Here is a 14,690-nt window from a genome sequence, read left to right as displayed (position 1 = left end):
GGCGCTCCCGCGAGGATCAGCGGCCGGTGGCTCGATGGATCTTTCCGGTGGTGGTCCGGTCGAGGACGGCCTTGACCACGCCGAAGATCGCACCCTGGATGGCCGCCGCGACCAGGATCTCCTTCCAGGCATACTGGTCGGAGGTCGGGTCCGGAGCCTCGTCCTTGCCCGAGGCGAACTTCCAGACCTGCTTGAAGATGGCTCCGGCGACGACGCCGCCGACCATGCCGGTCACCGCTCCGGTGCCCTTGGATACGATCTTGCTCAACTTCGCGTCCTCCGTTCAGGTCCTATGGAGCCGCGTCTACCCGGCGGGAGCCGCCGTTAACGGCGCGCACCGGGGGAACGGACGGCGGAAGGACGTCTTCCCCGCCCGGAACCACCCGGGGTCACACCACCGGCGGGTCGTCGTAGCGACGCTCCTCGTAGACGCGGCGCTGGGTCACCGGGTCCTCGATCACCGTGGTGGTGGGCGCCTGCACGGCCCGGCGCGCGGTACGAAGCCGGTAGAGCGCGAACAGCAGCCACACGAGACCGCCGAGCATCAGGATCACGCCGACGACGTTGATGTCGAACCCGGCGATGTCGAACTCGACCGCCCAGGTGAGAATCGCCCCGAGCATTATGAGGATGATGCCGCCTGCGATGGTCATGGGATTACCTCCTTCGAGCCAACGTCCCATCTCCTATCCCACCCACGGATCTCAAACATCCCCCACGGGAGTACGCGTGAAATTCAACCTTCCGATCGTCGTCACGGGCCTGATGGGCGCGGGCAAGTCGTCCGTCGCCCGGATCCTGGCCCGCGAGCTGGACCGGCCGCTGCGCGACAGCGATCCCGACCTGGCCGCCCGGTACGGCGGAGCGACGGCGGCCGAGACCGCCGCCCGGGAGGGCGCGGACGTGCTCCACGAGCGGGAGGCCCTGCACCTTCGCGAGGCCCTCGCCGAACGGCCTCCGGTGGTGGTCGCCGCCGCGGCCAGCGTGGTGGAGAACCCCGCCTGCCGCCGGGTGCTGGCCCCGGCGCTGGTGGTCTGGCTGGACGCCCCGCCCGCCGTACTCGCCGAGCGGATGCTGTCGAGCGGGCACCGCCCGCACTTCGAGCCGGATCTCCCGGCCATGCTCACCAGGCAGCGCGCGGTCCGGGGGCCGCTGTTCGCCGAGGTCGCGGACCTGACGTTCGACGTCTCGGCGCTCACCGCCGAGGAGATCGCCGCCCGGGTGCTCGGCTCGCTCGGAAACCGCTGACCCGGCCCGGGTGCCCGGCTCGCCCGGAAACCGCTGGTCCGGGCCGGAGCCGGCGGCTCCACCGGTCCCGGCCGGTCCGGGCCGCACGGCCGTCGGCGTCGGGCCGTCCGGTCACGGGTGCGACGGCAGGCGGTCACCGGCCGAGCAGCGCCAGCATCCGCCGGATCTGCGCCGTGCGGGACGCCTCGATCCGCCCCGCCAGCGCCCGCACCTCGGGGTTCACCCCGGTCGCCGCCTCCAGCCTGGCCAGCTGGACCGCGTCGTCCTGCTGGGCGATCACCATGTTGAGGAACCTGCGCTCGAACTCGGCGGGCGGCGCGTCCGCGACGGAACCGATCTCCGTCTCGGTCAGTCCCGGCATGCCGCCGTGGGCGGCGTGCTCACCGGGGTCGGCGGTCAGGGGCCGCCCCCAGCCTCTCAGCCAGCCGGTCATCGTCGCGGCCTCCGCCTCCTGGGTGGTGGCGATGGCCGCCGCCAGGGTCCTGACCTCCGGACGGGCCGGCCGGTCGCGGGCGAGCCGTGCCAGCCGTACGCCCTGGCCGTTGTGCGGGCCCATCATCTGCAGGAACATCACGTCGGCGGCGTTGACGTCCCCGGGCGGGGCGGTCGCCGGGGCGTCCGGCTGAGCGGCCGGGGCGGACACGGCGGCGGGGGCGGACGCGGCGGCGCTCCCTCCGCCGTGCGCCCCGTGACCCGGGCCGGTGCCGTAGAACTCATGGGCGTCGGTGCCGCACCCGGTGAGCAGGACGGCACACAGGACGGGGCCCGGCACGGCCCTGGCGATGCGCTTCACGGAAGACCTCCTCGGCGAAGGCTACGGCGGTCCGGGACGACATGACGCCCCGGACCGCCGGCGGATCAGGCTCGCGCCCAGAGCGAGGGGACGTTCGGCGGCTCCCAGCCCGGCAGGGAGGTGTGCGCCTGCAGGCACCGGTAGGTCAGGCCGCCGTAGGTGACGCGCGCACCCGCCGCGTAGGCGGTGTTCGCCTTCCACACGTCACCCGGCTGTGGTGTGGCGGTCGCCGTCGGGGTGGCGGTGGGCGTCGCCGTCGGGGTCGCGGTGGGGGTCACAGTCGGGGTCGGGGTGGGCGTCGGGGTGGGGGTGGTGCCCCCGCCGAAGTCCACGTCGGAGCAGGTGTAGAACGCCTCCGTACTGCCGACCACCCGCTGCCAGATCGAGTAGACGAGCTGACGGCCGGTCCGCTGCGGGAGGTTGATGGTCCAGTTGGTGAACGTGGTCGGGTTCTGGTTGGTGAAGGTCTTGATGGGCTCCAGGTCCGACCAGCGCAGCGGCTGCGTCGGGTTCCAGCTCTGCTTGGTGATGTAGAACTCGAAGTTGCTGTTCGCGTGCGGCGCGGTCGCGTGGTAGGTGATCGTCAGCGGGCCCGGGGAGACGCGCGTGGCGGGCCAGTCGGCCCGGGCCAGGTCCAGGCCCCGGTACTTGTCGCGCCCGGCGCTGCACAGCTTTCCGTCCGGGATGATCGCGCGGTGGTTGCCCCCGGCCTCCAGCCGCGAGACCTCGTGCCAGTCGTAGAACGCCTGGGTGCCGCCGGCGGCGACGGCGGCCTTGCAGGCGTCCGACTTCGGCGTCTCCGGGCCCTCCAGATGGCAGACGTAGGCACGGCTGGGCGGGTTCGACATGGAGCCGTGGGCGGCCGCGGGGGCGGAGGGCAGCAGGACGACCAGTGACGTCATGGTGAGCGCGGCGGCGCCGGCCGCCGCCTTGTGTCGCAGGAGCACGTGGACTCCTCCTTCGGGGAATGGAGGCGGACATGTCCAACGACCGACGGATAGCACGTTATTAAAAGTAAACCTTACTAACAATTAGTGCCCCTCCGCCATCCCCTTCTCTGACGGGGGATCCCGGGTGCCACCCCTCGGCCGTTCTCGCCCAAGCCCGGCGGAGAAATCGGTGACAAATTCAGTCAACTACAGTTGAGTCAAATATACTTCGGTCAACTACACTTCGACTCATGCGCAAACCCGGGCACGTCTTCGACCGTGAGCGGGAATGGGCGAGCCTTGTCTCCTTCACCTCCGAAGAGGGCGTGGGAGCCCGGCTCGGCGTGGTGAGCGGCCGCCGCCGGCAGGGGAAGAGTTATATCCTGCAGGCCCTGGCCGCGAGCATGGGCGGCATCTACTTTCCCGCGCTGGAAGTGACCGAGGCCGTGGCACTTCGCCTGTTCACGGACGAGCTGATCAGGTTCACCGGTGCCCCGGTGCCCGCCTTCCGCGACTGGATCGACGCCGTCCCCCACCTCTTCGGCGTCGTCCGCGACCGGGCGGTTCCCGTCGTGTTCGATGAGTTCCCCTACCTGGTCAAGGCGTCCCCCGAGTTGCCCTCGATCATCCAGCGGGAACTGGGCCCCGGCGGTTCCGGGGGTTCCAGCAGCGCCCGGATGCTGCTCTGCGGGTCAGCCATGTCGGTGATGGGCGGGTTACTGGCCGGTACGGCCCCGCTCCGCGGACGCGCCGGGCTGGAGATGGTCGTCAGACCCTTCGAGTACCGCCAGGCCGCCGCGTTCTGGGGTATCGGCGATGCCCGGCTGGCGGCGCTGGTCCACGCGGTGGTGGGCGGGACTCCGGCCTACCGGAGGGAGTTCGTCCGCGGCGACACCCCGTCCGGTCTCGGCGACTTCGACGACTGGGTGATCAGAACCGTCCTGAACGCCGAGGGACCGCTGCTCAGGGAGGCCCGCTACCTGCTGGCGGAGGAGACGGAGATCCGTGACCCGTCGCTCTATCACTCCGTCCTGGCCGCCGTCGCCGATGGGAACACGACGTCGGGGGGAATCGCCGGCTACGTGGGCCGCAAGTCCAACGAGATCGCCCATCCCCTCCGCGTGCTGGGAGACAGCCATCTCCTGGTCAAGGAGCACGACCTCTTCAGGCCGAACCGCAGCTACTACCGGGTGGCCGAGCCGCTCGTCACCTTCTATCAGGCGATCATGGCCAGGGAGTGGTCCCGCCTGGAACGCGGAGACGCGGCGACGGTCTGGCGGGGCAGCCGGGCGCGTTTCCTGTCGCAGGTGGTCGGCCCCCACATCGAGATGCTCTGCCGGGAGTACGCCCTGTCCAGCGACGCCGAAGCCGGTGAGGTGGGCAGCGGCGTGGTCCCCGATCCGGCCGGCCGCACGCAGATCCAGATCGACGTCGCCGTACTTGCGCCCGCCGACCACGGACGTCCGCGCCGGGTTCTCTCCCTGGGAGAGGTCAAGTGGGACCGGGTCATGGGGGCCGAGCACGTGGCACGGCTCCGGCGCGCGCGCGACCTGCTCACCGCCAAGGGGTTCGACACCCGGGACACCGTTCTGACGTGCTATTCCGGGGCCGGGTTCAGCACCGAAGCATCAGGAGACGTCCGCCTGGTCACCCTCGACGACCTCTACGCATGATCATCGCTCAACCAGCGAGGGGCGCCGCTGACTGGACCCGCTCGGGGGCGCCGGTGTCTGGACTGAGGAACGCCGCGAGGGGGCGCCGGTGTCTGGACTGAGGAACGCCGCGAGGGGGCGCCGGTGTCTGGACTGAGGAACGCAGGAGCGGAGCGACGGAGTGACGAGGGAAGACACCGGGTAAGAGCCCCCGAGCCGCGACACGCAGTGTCGCCATCAACAGGGAGCGGAGCGACGGAGAGACGAGGGAAGACACCGGTCACCAGCCCCCGAGCCGCGACACGCAGTGTCGCCATCAACAGGGAGCGAAGCGACGGAGAGACGAGGGAAGACACCGGGTAAGAGCCCCCGAGCCGCGACGCGCAGCGTCGCAATGAGAAACGAAAGCCCAGGTCGGAGAACCGACCTGGGCTTCGCTGTCTGTGCGCCGCCAGGGACTCGAACCCCGGACCCGCTGATTAAGAGTCAGCTGCTCTAACCAACTGAGCTAGCGGCGCTTGCGACGGACGTAACTGTAGCAGCAGCCACGGGGCCAACGCACATCAACCGGGAGGGGGCGGACGGTACGGCCCGCCGTACGGATGACCAGGCCGGAGGGCGTCATCCGGTCCGGACCGGGGCTTTCGGTGAGGGGGGAGGCCGGGCGGTCCCCCGGCCGCCCGGTCTCCCGTCGAAGAAGCCGGGGTCCGGCGGTCGTCCGACCGCCGGACCCCGGCAGAGCGAAGGCCGGACAGCCCCCCAACTGTCCGGCCTTCTGTCGGCCGGGCGGGCAGTCCCCCAACTGCGCGAGCCCAGCCTCCTCGCGGGCCTCTCCTTCGTCTCCCCCAAGACTCCGGCGGCTCCGCTCGGGGACGCGATCCCCCTCGCGTCCTTATCCGGTGAAAAGTCTCTGCAACGCTCCCCCCGGGCTTCGCAGAACCCCTTGACCTGCTACAACAGTACAGAATCGAACGTAAGAAGCACGTCATACGCGGGTCGTTTTTGGGCCTACATCCATACTTGACCCGGTATAGCCGAACGGGTGCGCCCGCCCTCCGGCGGAGCGCTCGGCCACCCGCCGGAGAGCCCCCGCGACGCGGGGATCCCCGGCGTGGAGACGGCACGGGGACGGACCGTCAGGCGGGCGGTTCGAGGACGAGGGCCCGTCAGGCGAGCGGGTCGGGCAGAGAGCCCATCAGGCAGGCGGTTCGAGCACGGGGGCCCGTCAGGCGGGCAGTTCGAGGATGACCTCGCTCTTCTCCCGCAGTGCCCGGCTCACCGTGCAGTACCTGTCCTCGACGCGCCGGGCCACCGCACGGAAGACCTCGTCGGCCTTCTCGTCACCCTCGGGCAGCTCCACGTCGTAGGTGATGGTGATCGGCCCGAGCAGCGTGGGCTCGACCTTCTCCGCCTGGACGGTCATGGCCAGCCGGACCAGGCGGTGGCCGCGCTGGGCGGTGAGCGGCTCCACGGTGACGATGTTGCAGCCGCCGAGTGCGGCGAGCAGCAGCTCGACCGGGGTGAAGACCCCCTGCTCGTCGGCGCCGCCCATGGCGACCTCCGCCCCGCGATCGTTGCGGGCCACGAACCCGTCGTCGGTCCGCTCCACACTGACCTGCGCCATGGCGCACCTCCCCGGTTACGCCGCTCACCCTACCGAAACGGGCCGGGGGTGCGGGCCCCGGATCCGGAACCCGGACTCCGAACCCAGCCTCCGTTCCGTGGTTCGTCCCGCCTGCCTCGGTCGAGCGGGCGGGACGAACCACGGAACAGAACCTAGGCTTCGGGGTGCCTGGTCAGGTACTCGATGTAGAACGGGCGCAGCGCCTCCCCCAGCTCGCCCTCGCCGGCGGCCACCGCGTCGCTGAGCAGGGCCGAGACCCGGCTGAGCTCGTTGGCCGTCTCCTCCTCGTTGCCCGTGGACGCCTCCGCCGCCGGAATCACCTTGAGCAGCTCCCACAGGAACGCGAGATCCCCGTGGTGAACCGCGTAGCGGACCGCGCGGTCGTGCAGTTCCCGGGCCGGCAACGCCTCCAACTCGTCCGTTTCCAACCGTCCCACCTCCTCACCGCGCCTTCTGCCCTCCGATCACACTGATCATGCGTGGTCGGCCGCCAGGCGGACGATCATCTTGCCGACGTTGGCGCCGCCCAGCATGTCGATGAAGGCCCGGGGGGCGTTCTCCAAGCCGTCGACGACCGTCTCCCGGAAGGTGAGCCGGCCCTCCGCCAGCCACGGTCCCATCTCGGCGAGCATGTCGCCCATGCGGCCGGAGTGGTCGCCGACGATGAACCCGCGCAGGGTGAGCCGCTTGCCGACGGCGAGGAAGAGGTTCCGCGGCCCCGGAGGCGGTTCGGGGGCGTTGTAGGCGGAGATCGCCCCGCACATCGCGACCCTGCCGTGCGTGTGGAGCGCGCCGATGGCGGCCTCCAGGTGGTCGCCGCCGACGTTGTCGAAGTAGACGTCGACGCCGTCGGGGGCCGCCCGCGCGAGCAGGTCGTGGACCCGGCCCTTCTTGTAGTTGAAGGCGTCGTCGAACCCGAGCTCCTCGATCAGGTAGGCGACCTTCTCGTCCGAGCCCGCGCTGCCCACCACCCGGGAGGCCCCCTTGAGACGGGCGATCTGCCCGACCAGGCTGCCCACGGCCCCCGCCGCGCCGGAGACGAACACCGCGTCGCCCTCCTTGAAGGAGGCGATGTCGAGCAGGCCGACATAGGCGGTGAGGCCGGGCATGCCGAGCACGCCGAGGTAGGCCGACAGCGGGATCCTCGGCGCCGGATCGAGCCGGCGGGCCTGCCCGGCGTCGAGGACGGCGTGCTCGCGCCAGCCGTACCCGTGCAGGACGAGGTCGCCGCGCGTCAGACCGGCGGTCCGCGACTCCACGACCTCGCCGACCGCGCCGCCCTCCAGGGCCTTGCCGAGCTCGAACGGCGGGACGTAGGACTCGCCCTCGTTCATCCGGCCCCGCATGTACGGATCGACGCTCATGAAGAGGTTGCGGACGAGGATCTGACCGTCGCGCACGTCGGGCGGCCCGGCGTCGGCCATCTCGAAGTCGTCCTCGGTCGGCCACCCCGAGGGCCGCGAGGCGAGCCGGATCTCACGGAATGTCGTGCCGCCCGCGAACCGCGGGCCGCCGGACGTCTGGTCTGCCATGGTGAAGCCCCCTCGGCCTTCGTGTCCGTTCACCGGAGACGTTCCGCATCCGGCGAACGGGACCATCCCCACATCCGGGCGGATCTCTCACCCTGTGACCGAACACACCGCCCCGGGCTGCGGCGACGCCCGTTCCCCGTGGGTGACACCCCCGTGGCGGCGCCGCCGTGACCACCGCCGCGGGCGCGAAGTGGCTAGGGTCCGGGTAGGCCCGCGCGGCGGGCCTACCGTCCGTCCGACTCTCCTGCGAGGATGCCCAGGCGTGAGAATCATCATCAAGATCGTGGCCGTGGCGGCCGCCCTGTGGGTGGCCACCCAACTCGTGCACGGCATCAAGGTGTCCGCCTCCACCACAGCCGCGGAGATCGGCACGCTGCTCGCGGTCGCCCTGGTCTTCGGCGTCGTCAACGCGGTCCTCAAGCCGATCATCAAGACCGTCGGCTGTGCCTTCTACGTGCTCACCCTCGGGTTGTTCGCCCTGGTGGTCAACGCCGGCCTGCTGCTGCTCACGAGCTGGCTCGCCAAGCAGTTCCACCTGGCCTTCCACGTGAGCGGATTCTGGGCGGCGTTCTGGGGCGCGATCATCATCGGCCTGGTGAGCTGGCTGCTGGACCTGGTGCTCGGCGACTGAGCCGCTCGCGGCGGGCGGGGCTCAGCCGACCGAGCCCCGCCCGCGGAGCTGGGGTGACTGGACGATGCGCCGGTGGCGGCTCTCGCCGTCCGCCGCGTCCACGACCGTGCCGACGGCGGCCCGGACGATGCGGTCGATGTCCCAGTCGACGGTGGTCAGCGGCGGGGTGAGCAGCCCCGACATCGGGTGGTCGTCGTAGCCCATCACCGAGACGTCGAGCGGGATGCGCAGGCCGTCCGCGACGGAGGCGGCGTAGACGCCGTAGGCGATCGAGTCGGAGAAGCAGAAGAACGCCCGGTGCCCGGCGGCGAGCGCGCTCCGGGCGACTCCGGTGGCGGCGGCCGGGGACTGCGGTGCGGTGATCACTTCGATGTCCAGCGCCAGCCGTTCGGCCTCGGCCAGGACGTGCACGTCGGCGGGGCGGTCGGGGGTGCTGGCCCGGGTTGGGGTGAGGACCGCCAGCCGCCGGTGCCCCCGGTCGCGCAGGTGCTCCAGTGCCAGGGTCACCCCCGCGCGGTTGTCGAAGACGACCTCCCCCGCCGTACGGGCCCCGGCCAGCGCGTCGCCGATCGACACCACCGGCAGGCTCTCGCACAGTTCAGCCCAGAACGGCGCGGCCGGATCGACCGGCTGCACGATCAGGGCGTCCACCCGCTGGTCCCGGAGCTGCCGGGCCAGCGTGCGCTCCCGCGCCGGGTCGCCCGCGGCGTCGAGGATCAGCGCGTAGCGGTCGTTGTCCTTCAGCGCCCGGCCGATGCCGACGGCCAGGGCCTGCTGCCAGAGGTCCTCCAGGGATCCGCAGAGCAGGCCGATCATCCCGGTCCGGCCGCTGGCCAGCGCGCGGGCGATGGGGTCGGCCTCGTAGCCGAGCTCGGCGGCGGCCCGCCGTACCCGCTCGATGGTCTCGCCGGACACCTGCATCCCGCGCAGCGCGTACGAGACCGAGGCAGGGGACAGGCCGGTGGCCTTCGCCACCTCACGTATCGTCGCTCGTTTCCGTGGCTGGGGCACCAGCCCAGGGTATGTCGCGGTCCGCCCCGGCAGGGGTCTCCCGCGCGGTATTCCGCTGTTTCAGCCTGTCACCTGGGGCGGTCCGACACGCCATCGCAAGAACGAGGATGCGGGCCGCCCAATTACCTGTATTCTAGGTAGGGAATAACAGAAGGGAGGTTCCGATGACCGTTGACGTGCACCAGCACCTGTGGACACCCGCGTTCACCGACGCGCTCCGACGCCGTACGGCCGCGCCGCGCCTCGACGGCTGGACGCTCCACCTGGACGGCGAGCCTCCCTACGAGGTGAACCCCGCCGACCACGACCCGGCCACGCGCCTGGCCGCCGACCCCGGCCTCGACCTGGCGCTGGTCTCGCTGTCCAGCCCGCTCGGCGTGGAGTCGCTGCCGCCCGAGGACACCTGGCCGATCATCGACGCCTACCACGAGGACGCCCTCGCCCTGCCCGCCCCCTTCGGCGCCTGGGCCGCGACCTGCCTGAGCGACATCGACCCCGGCGCGCTCGCCGGAGCCCTCGACCGGGGGGCGGCCGGGCTCCAGCTGCCCGCCACGGCCGTGGGAGACGCCGCCGGCCTGGCGCGGGTCGCCCCGCTGCTCGACGTGCTCGCCGAGCGGGACCTGCCGCTCTTCGTGCACCCGGGCCCGGCCGCGCCCGCCGTACCGGCGGCGGGCCCCGGGGCGCCCGCCGCGCCCGGGTGGTGGCCGGCCGTCGTGCCGTACGTGCAGCAGATGCACGCCGCCTGGTTCGCCTTCGCCGCCTTCGGCCGCCCCCGCCACCCCGGACTGCGCGTCTGCTTCGCGCTGCTGGCGGGCCTGGCACCGCTCCACTCCGAGCGGCTGGCCCGCCGGGGCGGCGACGGCCGGGGAGAGGTGGACCGCGACGTGTTCCTGGAGACCTCCTCCTACGGCCCGCGCGCCATCGACGCGATCGTGCGCGAGCTCGGTATCGACGTGGTGGTCAACGGTTCCGACCGTCCCTACGCCGAGGCCCCCGACCCCGCACTCGGCGAGGCCGCCCGGCACGCCGTCACGGTGGTCAATCCCAACCGCCTGCTGAACCGGAAGGAGACCGGAAGATGAACCAGGTGATCGCCCCGGCCCGGGAGCGGCACGCGCTCCCCCAGGGGCCGGGCACGGACGGCACGGGCGGCACGGGCTACGAGAGCCTGCCCGCGCGCCCCCTCGACCGGCGCGAGCTGCGCACCCTCGTCGAGGAGCTGGCCGCCGACCCGTCGCGCTGGGAGCGTCAGGTGGACTTCCCCGCCGAGGGGGGTCGCCACTACGCCTCGCTGCACCGCGACTCGCACGTCGACGTCTGGCTGCTGTGCTGGCGGCCCGGGGACGACACCGGCTGGCACGACCACGACATCTCCTCCGGGGCCGTCAGCGTGGTGGCCGGGGCGCTGCGGGAGTGCAACCCCAGGATCGGCGGCGAGCACGTGGAGACGCTGATCGAGGCCGGGGAGTCGTTCTCGTTCGGTCCCGACCACATCCACCGGCTGAGCGGGGCGGCGGAGGGCAGCGTGTCGATCCACGCCTACTCCCCGCCGCTGTGGCGTCTCGGGCAGTACTCGATCGACGAGGGCGGGGTCATGCGCCGCGTCTCGGTGAGCTACGCCGATGAGCTGCGGCCCGTGGACCCGTCGGAGGAGCCGCCGGGGACGCCGGACGTGCCGGACGTGCCGGACGTGCCGGTCGGCGAGGCCGTCCCCGTCTGACGTGGCCGGCCCCCACGGGGCCGGCCCGGCCGATGGGGCCGGTTCCCGGGCGGGGCGCGTCTAGCGGGGACCGCCGTTCCCGGCCGTTCCGCCGTTTCCGCCGTTTCCGGTCGCGCCACCGCCCTGGCCCGCGCCGCCGCCCCGGCCGCCCGCTCCGCGGGTGGCCATGACCGCGTGCTCCTCCTCCTCGTGCCTGCGGTACTCCTCGTGGCTCTCCTCCAGCGGCACCTTCTCGCCGCCGTAGGCCCGGCTCATCCTGGCCCGGAGTCTGCCGAGCCGGCCGCGCAGCTCCTCGGGCGGGACCGCGCCCTCCCCGTCGCCGTTCCCGTGACCGTTCCCGTGGCCGTCTCCGGCCCCGTGCAGGACCGGGATCAGCTCCTTGCCGCGGACCCGGTCCTCGAGGTCCGGGGTCGGCGGAGCGTGCACCTCGACGTACTCGCCGTTGGGCAGCCGCTTGATGACTCCGGCCTCCACACCGTGGGCGAGGATCTGGGAGTCGCGGCGCTGCAGGCCGATGCAGATCCGGTAGGTGACGAGGTACGCGAGAGCCGGCCCCAGGAAGATCAGGACGCGGCCGATGTAGATCAGGTCGTTCATCGAGAAGTGGAAGTACGCGGCGATCACGTCGTTGGAGGCGGCCAGCCACAGGATGCCGTAGAAGGTGACCGCCGCCATGCCGATCGAGGTGCGGTGCGGGTTGTTGCGGGGCCGGTCGGCGATGTGGTGCTCGCTGCGGTCGCCGGTGACCCACCGTTCCAGGAACGGATAGAGGACCAGGCCCAGCACGATGATCATGAGCGGGACCAGCGCCGGGATCAGCACGCTCAGCGTCAGCGTGTAGCCGGCGAAGTCGATCTCCCAGCCGGGCATCAGCCGGAGCGCGCCGTCCAGGAACCCCATGTAGAAGTCGGGCTGGGTGCCGGCCGAGATGTTCGCCGGGTTGTAGGGGCCGAACAGCCAGATCGGGTTGATCTGCGCGAAGCCGCCCAGCAGCGCGACGGTGGCGAAGGCGAACATGAAGTACGCGCCCGACTTGATCATGAAGGCGGGCCAGAACGGCGAGCCCACCACGTTCATGTTCGTGCGGCCCTTGCCCGGCATCTGGGTGTGCTTCTGCACCCACATCAGGATGAGGTGGGCGGTGATCAGCGCCAGCAGCACACCCGGGATGAGCAGGATGTGCAGCGAGTAGAACCGGGCGACGATGTCCTCACCCGGGAACTCCCCGCCGAAGAGCAGGAAGGTGGACCAGGTGCCCACGATCGGGATCATCTGGGCGATGCCCGCGGTGATCCTCAGGCCGGCGCCGGACAGCAGGTCGTCGGGCAGGGAGTAGCCGGTCAGGCCCTCGGCGAGGGTGATCAGCAGCAGGGCGACGCCGATCAGCCAGTTCAGCTCGCGCGGCTTGCGGTAGGCGCCGGTGAAGAACACGCGGAGCATGTGGATCATCAGGCCGCCGATGAACAGCAGGGCCGCCCAGTGGTGCATCTGCCGCATCAGCAGGCCGCCGCGCACGTCGAAGCTGATGTCCAGCGTCGAGGCGTACGCCTCGGACATCATGACGCCCTTGAGCGGCTCGTAGGAGCCGGTGTAGGCGAGTTCCTGCATGCTGGGTCTGAAGAAGAACGTCAGGAACGTGCCGGTCAGCAGCAGGATGACGAACGTGTAGAGGGCGATCTCCCCCAGAAGGAAAGACCAGTGGTCAGGAAAGATCTTCCGTAGGTTCCGCCGGAGGAAGTTCCCCGCCCCCAGACGATCGTCCAGGAAGCTGCTCGTGCTCGCTATGGGCTTCGGAACGGTTCCGCTGCTCACGCGTGGCCTCCGTTCTCAGGGCCTCGGCTCCGGCACGATCCGGCGCCCGGTGACCGGACCGGGGTGTACGGCGGAGCACGCCGTCGCCGACCAGGTCCTTCCATCATCCACAGCGGGTTACAAACGAACGTAAAGTCGGAAACCACGCAATACGCACGAAATGCCTAGAACTTATTCACCGGTCGGGTACGGGGCACCGAACGGGCCATCCGCACGGCAGGCGACGGCAGGGCCTTTGCCGCCCCTATACGTTCCCGGCCTGCTCCGTCACCCCTCCCGGATGACGCGGCGACGCCCGGTCGCCCGGACGGCGGTCAGGCGGGCTCCGGGCTCAGGTGACGGTGAAGCGCGAGCGAGCAGCCGATGACCGCGACCCCCGCCAGGACGATCGCCAGGTGCGGCGCGGTCGCCTCGGCCACCGCGCCCGCCAGGGCGGCGGCCAGCGCCTGACCGGTCATCGCTCCCGCACCCGCCAGGCCGAACGCCTGTCCGGCGACCGCTTCGGGCACCGCCGCCACGAACCGACGTTGCAGCCCGAGCGCGTAGGAGCCGCCGGCCATCGTGGCCAGCAGGACGAGGAGCGCGGCCACCGCGAGTCCCGGCCGGAGGACGAAACCGAGCAGCGGAACACCCGCCAGGGCCGCGAGCGGCAGTGCCAGGCGTTCCCGGCCGGACGGGGAGGTCAGCCGTCCCACCGCGAGGTTGCCGGCCGCCAGCCCGGCCGAGGCCGCGGCGAGCGCCACCCCGGCCGCGTCGCCGAGGTAGGGGACGAGCACCGCCTCGGCCGCCGTCACGAACGACACCGGCAGCCACTGGGCGAGCAGCAGCCCGCGCACCCGGGGGTCCGCCAGCAGCGCCCGGTTGACGCGCAGCGTCTCCCGCACGGCCCCGCCCCCCGCTCCCCGAGCCCGCGCGCCGGCCCCGCCCTCTTCTCCGCCCTGAGCCCGCGCACCGCCCGTGCCCTCGCGTCCGTCCCCGTCCTGAGCCCGCGCGCCGGCCCCGTCCTCACCCCGGACCCGCACGCCTCCGCCCCCGGCACGGGCCGGTACGTCCGGCAGGCCGAGCCGGAGCAGCACGGCGGCCACGGCGGACAGTCCCGCGGTGGCGGCCAGCGCGCCCGCGGGGCCGGCCGCGGCCAGCACGCCGCCGCCGGCCGCCAGCCCGGCGATCTGCCCGCCCGCGGCCGTCACCGACAGCACGGACCTGCCCAGGACGAACGCGTCCCCGGGCAGCAACGCGGGCAGCAGGGCGTTGCGGGACGCCATGAAGACCGGCGAGAACAGGCCACCGGCCAGTACCAGCGCCAGCATCGCCCAGACGGGCAACCCGGCGAAGGCCAGCAGCAGGCAGGTCACCGCCCGGACCAGCTCACCGACGATCATCAGCGTGCGGGGCCGGACGCGGTCGGCCAGGGAGAGCAGGAACGTCCCGCCGACGACGTACGGCAGGAAACCCAGCATGTAGGCCGCGGCCGACAGCCCGGGCGAGCCGGTCCTCGCGTACACCAGCGCCGACAGGGCCAGCGCCTTGACCTGGTCCCCGGCGATCAGGAGGGCGAAGCTCGCGAACAGCGTCCGGAACTCGGCGACGGCGAAGAGCTCTCTGTAGGTCGCGGCCCGTTCCCGCGAGGTGATCGTCATGTCCGTCAGGGTGGGGCGTCCCGCCGCCCGGGGATAGGCTTTCGGAAATCGCCGAAAGATCGCCGGGCGGCCCGCCGCGCCGGGACCGTCAGGGAGAC

Annotated in this window: 15 protein-coding genes and 1 tRNA gene; 5 read left to right on the top strand and 11 right to left on the bottom strand. The window is 71.9% G+C overall.

All coding sequences use genetic code 11. From position 1 onward, the window contains the following. Nucleotides 1-16 precede the first annotated feature (16 nt). The gene (locus ACFYSC_RS11635; RefSeq protein WP_362932439.1) at nt 17-268 is read right to left on the bottom strand and encodes a DUF4235 domain-containing protein; all 252 of its coding nucleotides are present in this window, start codon (nt 266-268) and stop codon (nt 17-19) included. Nucleotides 269-389: 121 nt separating this feature from the next. Next, entirely contained in the window at nt 390-653 is a 264-nt protein-coding gene (locus ACFYSC_RS11630) for a DUF6458 family protein (RefSeq protein ID WP_389960023.1), read from the bottom strand. A gap of 76 nt (nt 654-729) precedes the next feature. On the opposite strand from ACFYSC_RS11630, the gene ACFYSC_RS11625 reads away from it, so the two are divergent. Next, entirely contained in the window at nt 730-1,248 is a 519-nt protein-coding gene (locus ACFYSC_RS11625) for a shikimate kinase (RefSeq protein WP_389960021.1), read from the top strand. 133 nt (nt 1,249-1,381) lie between these two features. Here ACFYSC_RS11625 and ACFYSC_RS11620 read toward each other — a convergent pair whose 3' ends face one another. Both ACFYSC_RS11620 and ACFYSC_RS11615 read right to left on the bottom strand, forming a co-directional pair. After that, nucleotides 1,382-2,041 (bottom strand): DUF305 domain-containing protein, encoded by a 660-nt coding sequence (locus ACFYSC_RS11620; RefSeq protein WP_389960018.1) that lies wholly within the window; start codon nt 2,039-2,041, stop codon nt 1,382-1,384. Nucleotides 2,042-2,106: 65 nt separating this feature from the next. Beyond that, on the bottom strand, nt 2,107-2,988 hold the full coding sequence (locus ACFYSC_RS11615) for a lytic polysaccharide monooxygenase (RefSeq protein WP_389960015.1): 882 nt from the start codon (nt 2,986-2,988) through the stop codon (nt 2,107-2,109). Nucleotides 2,989-3,221: 233 nt separating this feature from the next. Here ACFYSC_RS11615 and ACFYSC_RS11610 point away from each other — a divergent pair, with 233 nt between their 5' ends. Then, complete coding sequence (locus ACFYSC_RS11610; protein WP_389960012.1) at nt 3,222-4,643, top strand: ATP-binding protein; 1,422 nt, start codon at nt 3,222-3,224, stop codon at nt 4,641-4,643. A gap of 423 nt (nt 4,644-5,066) precedes the next feature. Here the strand turns inward: ACFYSC_RS11610 and ACFYSC_RS11605 are convergent. The 4 genes from ACFYSC_RS11605 to ACFYSC_RS11590 form a co-directional block, all read right to left on the bottom strand. Next, a tRNA-Lys gene (locus ACFYSC_RS11605) sits at nt 5,067-5,140 on the bottom strand. A gap of 707 nt (nt 5,141-5,847) precedes the next feature. Then, entirely contained in the window at nt 5,848-6,246 is a 399-nt protein-coding gene (locus ACFYSC_RS11600) for an OsmC family protein (RefSeq protein WP_389960009.1), read from the bottom strand. A 152-nt stretch (nt 6,247-6,398) separates the two neighbouring features. Next, nucleotides 6,399-6,683, bottom strand: coding sequence for a hypothetical protein (locus ACFYSC_RS11595; RefSeq protein WP_362941347.1), 285 nt, complete (start codon nt 6,681-6,683; stop codon nt 6,399-6,401). 36 nt (nt 6,684-6,719) lie between these two features. Beyond that, a complete protein-coding gene (locus ACFYSC_RS11590; protein ID WP_389960006.1) occupies nt 6,720-7,778 on the bottom strand; it encodes an NADP-dependent oxidoreductase in 1,059 nt (352 codons plus the stop codon). Nucleotides 7,779-8,040: 262 nt separating this feature from the next. Here ACFYSC_RS11590 and ACFYSC_RS11585 point away from each other — a divergent pair, with 262 nt between their 5' ends. Next, entirely contained in the window at nt 8,041-8,409 is a 369-nt protein-coding gene (locus ACFYSC_RS11585; protein ID WP_362941353.1) for a phage holin family protein, read from the top strand. 21 nt (nt 8,410-8,430) lie between these two features. On the opposite strand, the gene ACFYSC_RS11580 is transcribed toward ACFYSC_RS11585, so the two are convergent. Next, nucleotides 8,431-9,384 carry a LacI family DNA-binding transcriptional regulator gene (locus ACFYSC_RS11580; protein ID WP_389960003.1) on the bottom strand — a complete coding sequence of 318 codons (954 nt, stop codon included), beginning with the start codon at nt 9,382-9,384 and terminating at the stop codon, nt 8,431-8,433. A gap of 200 nt (nt 9,385-9,584) precedes the next feature. Here ACFYSC_RS11580 and ACFYSC_RS11575 point away from each other — a divergent pair, with 200 nt between their 5' ends. Both ACFYSC_RS11575 and ACFYSC_RS11570 read left to right on the top strand, forming a co-directional pair. Further along, nucleotides 9,585-10,502 (top strand): amidohydrolase, encoded by a 918-nt coding sequence (locus ACFYSC_RS11575; RefSeq protein ID WP_389960000.1) that lies wholly within the window; start codon nt 9,585-9,587, stop codon nt 10,500-10,502. Further along, entirely contained in the window at nt 10,499-11,140 is a 642-nt protein-coding gene (locus ACFYSC_RS11570; protein ID WP_389959998.1) for a cysteine dioxygenase, read from the top strand. The genes ACFYSC_RS11575 and ACFYSC_RS11570 overlap by 4 nt, the downstream gene beginning before the upstream one ends. A gap of 60 nt (nt 11,141-11,200) precedes the next feature. Here the strand turns inward: ACFYSC_RS11570 and ACFYSC_RS11565 are convergent, their stop codons facing one another. Next, on the bottom strand, nt 11,201-12,952 hold the full coding sequence (locus ACFYSC_RS11565) for a cytochrome bc complex cytochrome b subunit (RefSeq protein ID WP_389959995.1): 1,752 nt from the start codon (nt 12,950-12,952) through the stop codon (nt 11,201-11,203). 314 nt (nt 12,953-13,266) lie between these two features. Then, nucleotides 13,267-14,592 (bottom strand): MFS transporter, encoded by a 1,326-nt coding sequence (locus ACFYSC_RS11560; protein WP_389959992.1) that lies wholly within the window; start codon nt 14,590-14,592, stop codon nt 13,267-13,269. Nucleotides 14,593-14,690 lie beyond the last annotated feature (98 nt).

Source organism: Streptosporangium sp. NPDC004379, assembly GCF_042873875.1.
Taxonomy (GTDB): domain Bacteria; phylum Actinomycetota; class Actinomycetes; order Streptosporangiales; family Streptosporangiaceae; genus Streptosporangium.
Note: the sequence above shows the minus strand (reverse complement) of the source record. Positions and strands in the feature narration are given on the sequence as shown.

What these genes read in the sequence shown, in the direction of transcription:
- ACFYSC_RS11560 (WP_389959992.1), bottom strand. Translation starts at nt 14,592, where the DNA reads ATGACGATCACCTCGCGGGAACGGGCCGCGACCTACAGAGAGCTCTTC.
- ACFYSC_RS11570 (WP_389959998.1), top strand. Translation starts at nt 10,499, where the DNA reads ATGAACCAGGTGATCGCCCCGGCCCGGGAGCGGCACGCGCTCCCCCAG.
- ACFYSC_RS11575 (WP_389960000.1), top strand. Translation starts at nt 9,585, where the DNA reads ATGACCGTTGACGTGCACCAGCACCTGTGGACACCCGCGTTCACCGAC.
- ACFYSC_RS11590 (WP_389960006.1), bottom strand. Translation starts at nt 7,778, where the DNA reads ATGGCAGACCAGACGTCCGGCGGCCCGCGGTTCGCGGGCGGCACGACA.
- ACFYSC_RS11610 (WP_389960012.1), top strand. Translation starts at nt 3,222, where the DNA reads ATGCGCAAACCCGGGCACGTCTTCGACCGTGAGCGGGAATGGGCGAGC.
- ACFYSC_RS11630 (WP_389960023.1), bottom strand. Translation starts at nt 653, where the DNA reads ATGACCATCGCAGGCGGCATCATCCTCATAATGCTCGGGGCGATTCTC.
- ACFYSC_RS11600 (WP_389960009.1), bottom strand. Translation starts at nt 6,246, where the DNA reads ATGGCGCAGGTCAGTGTGGAGCGGACCGACGACGGGTTCGTGGCCCGC.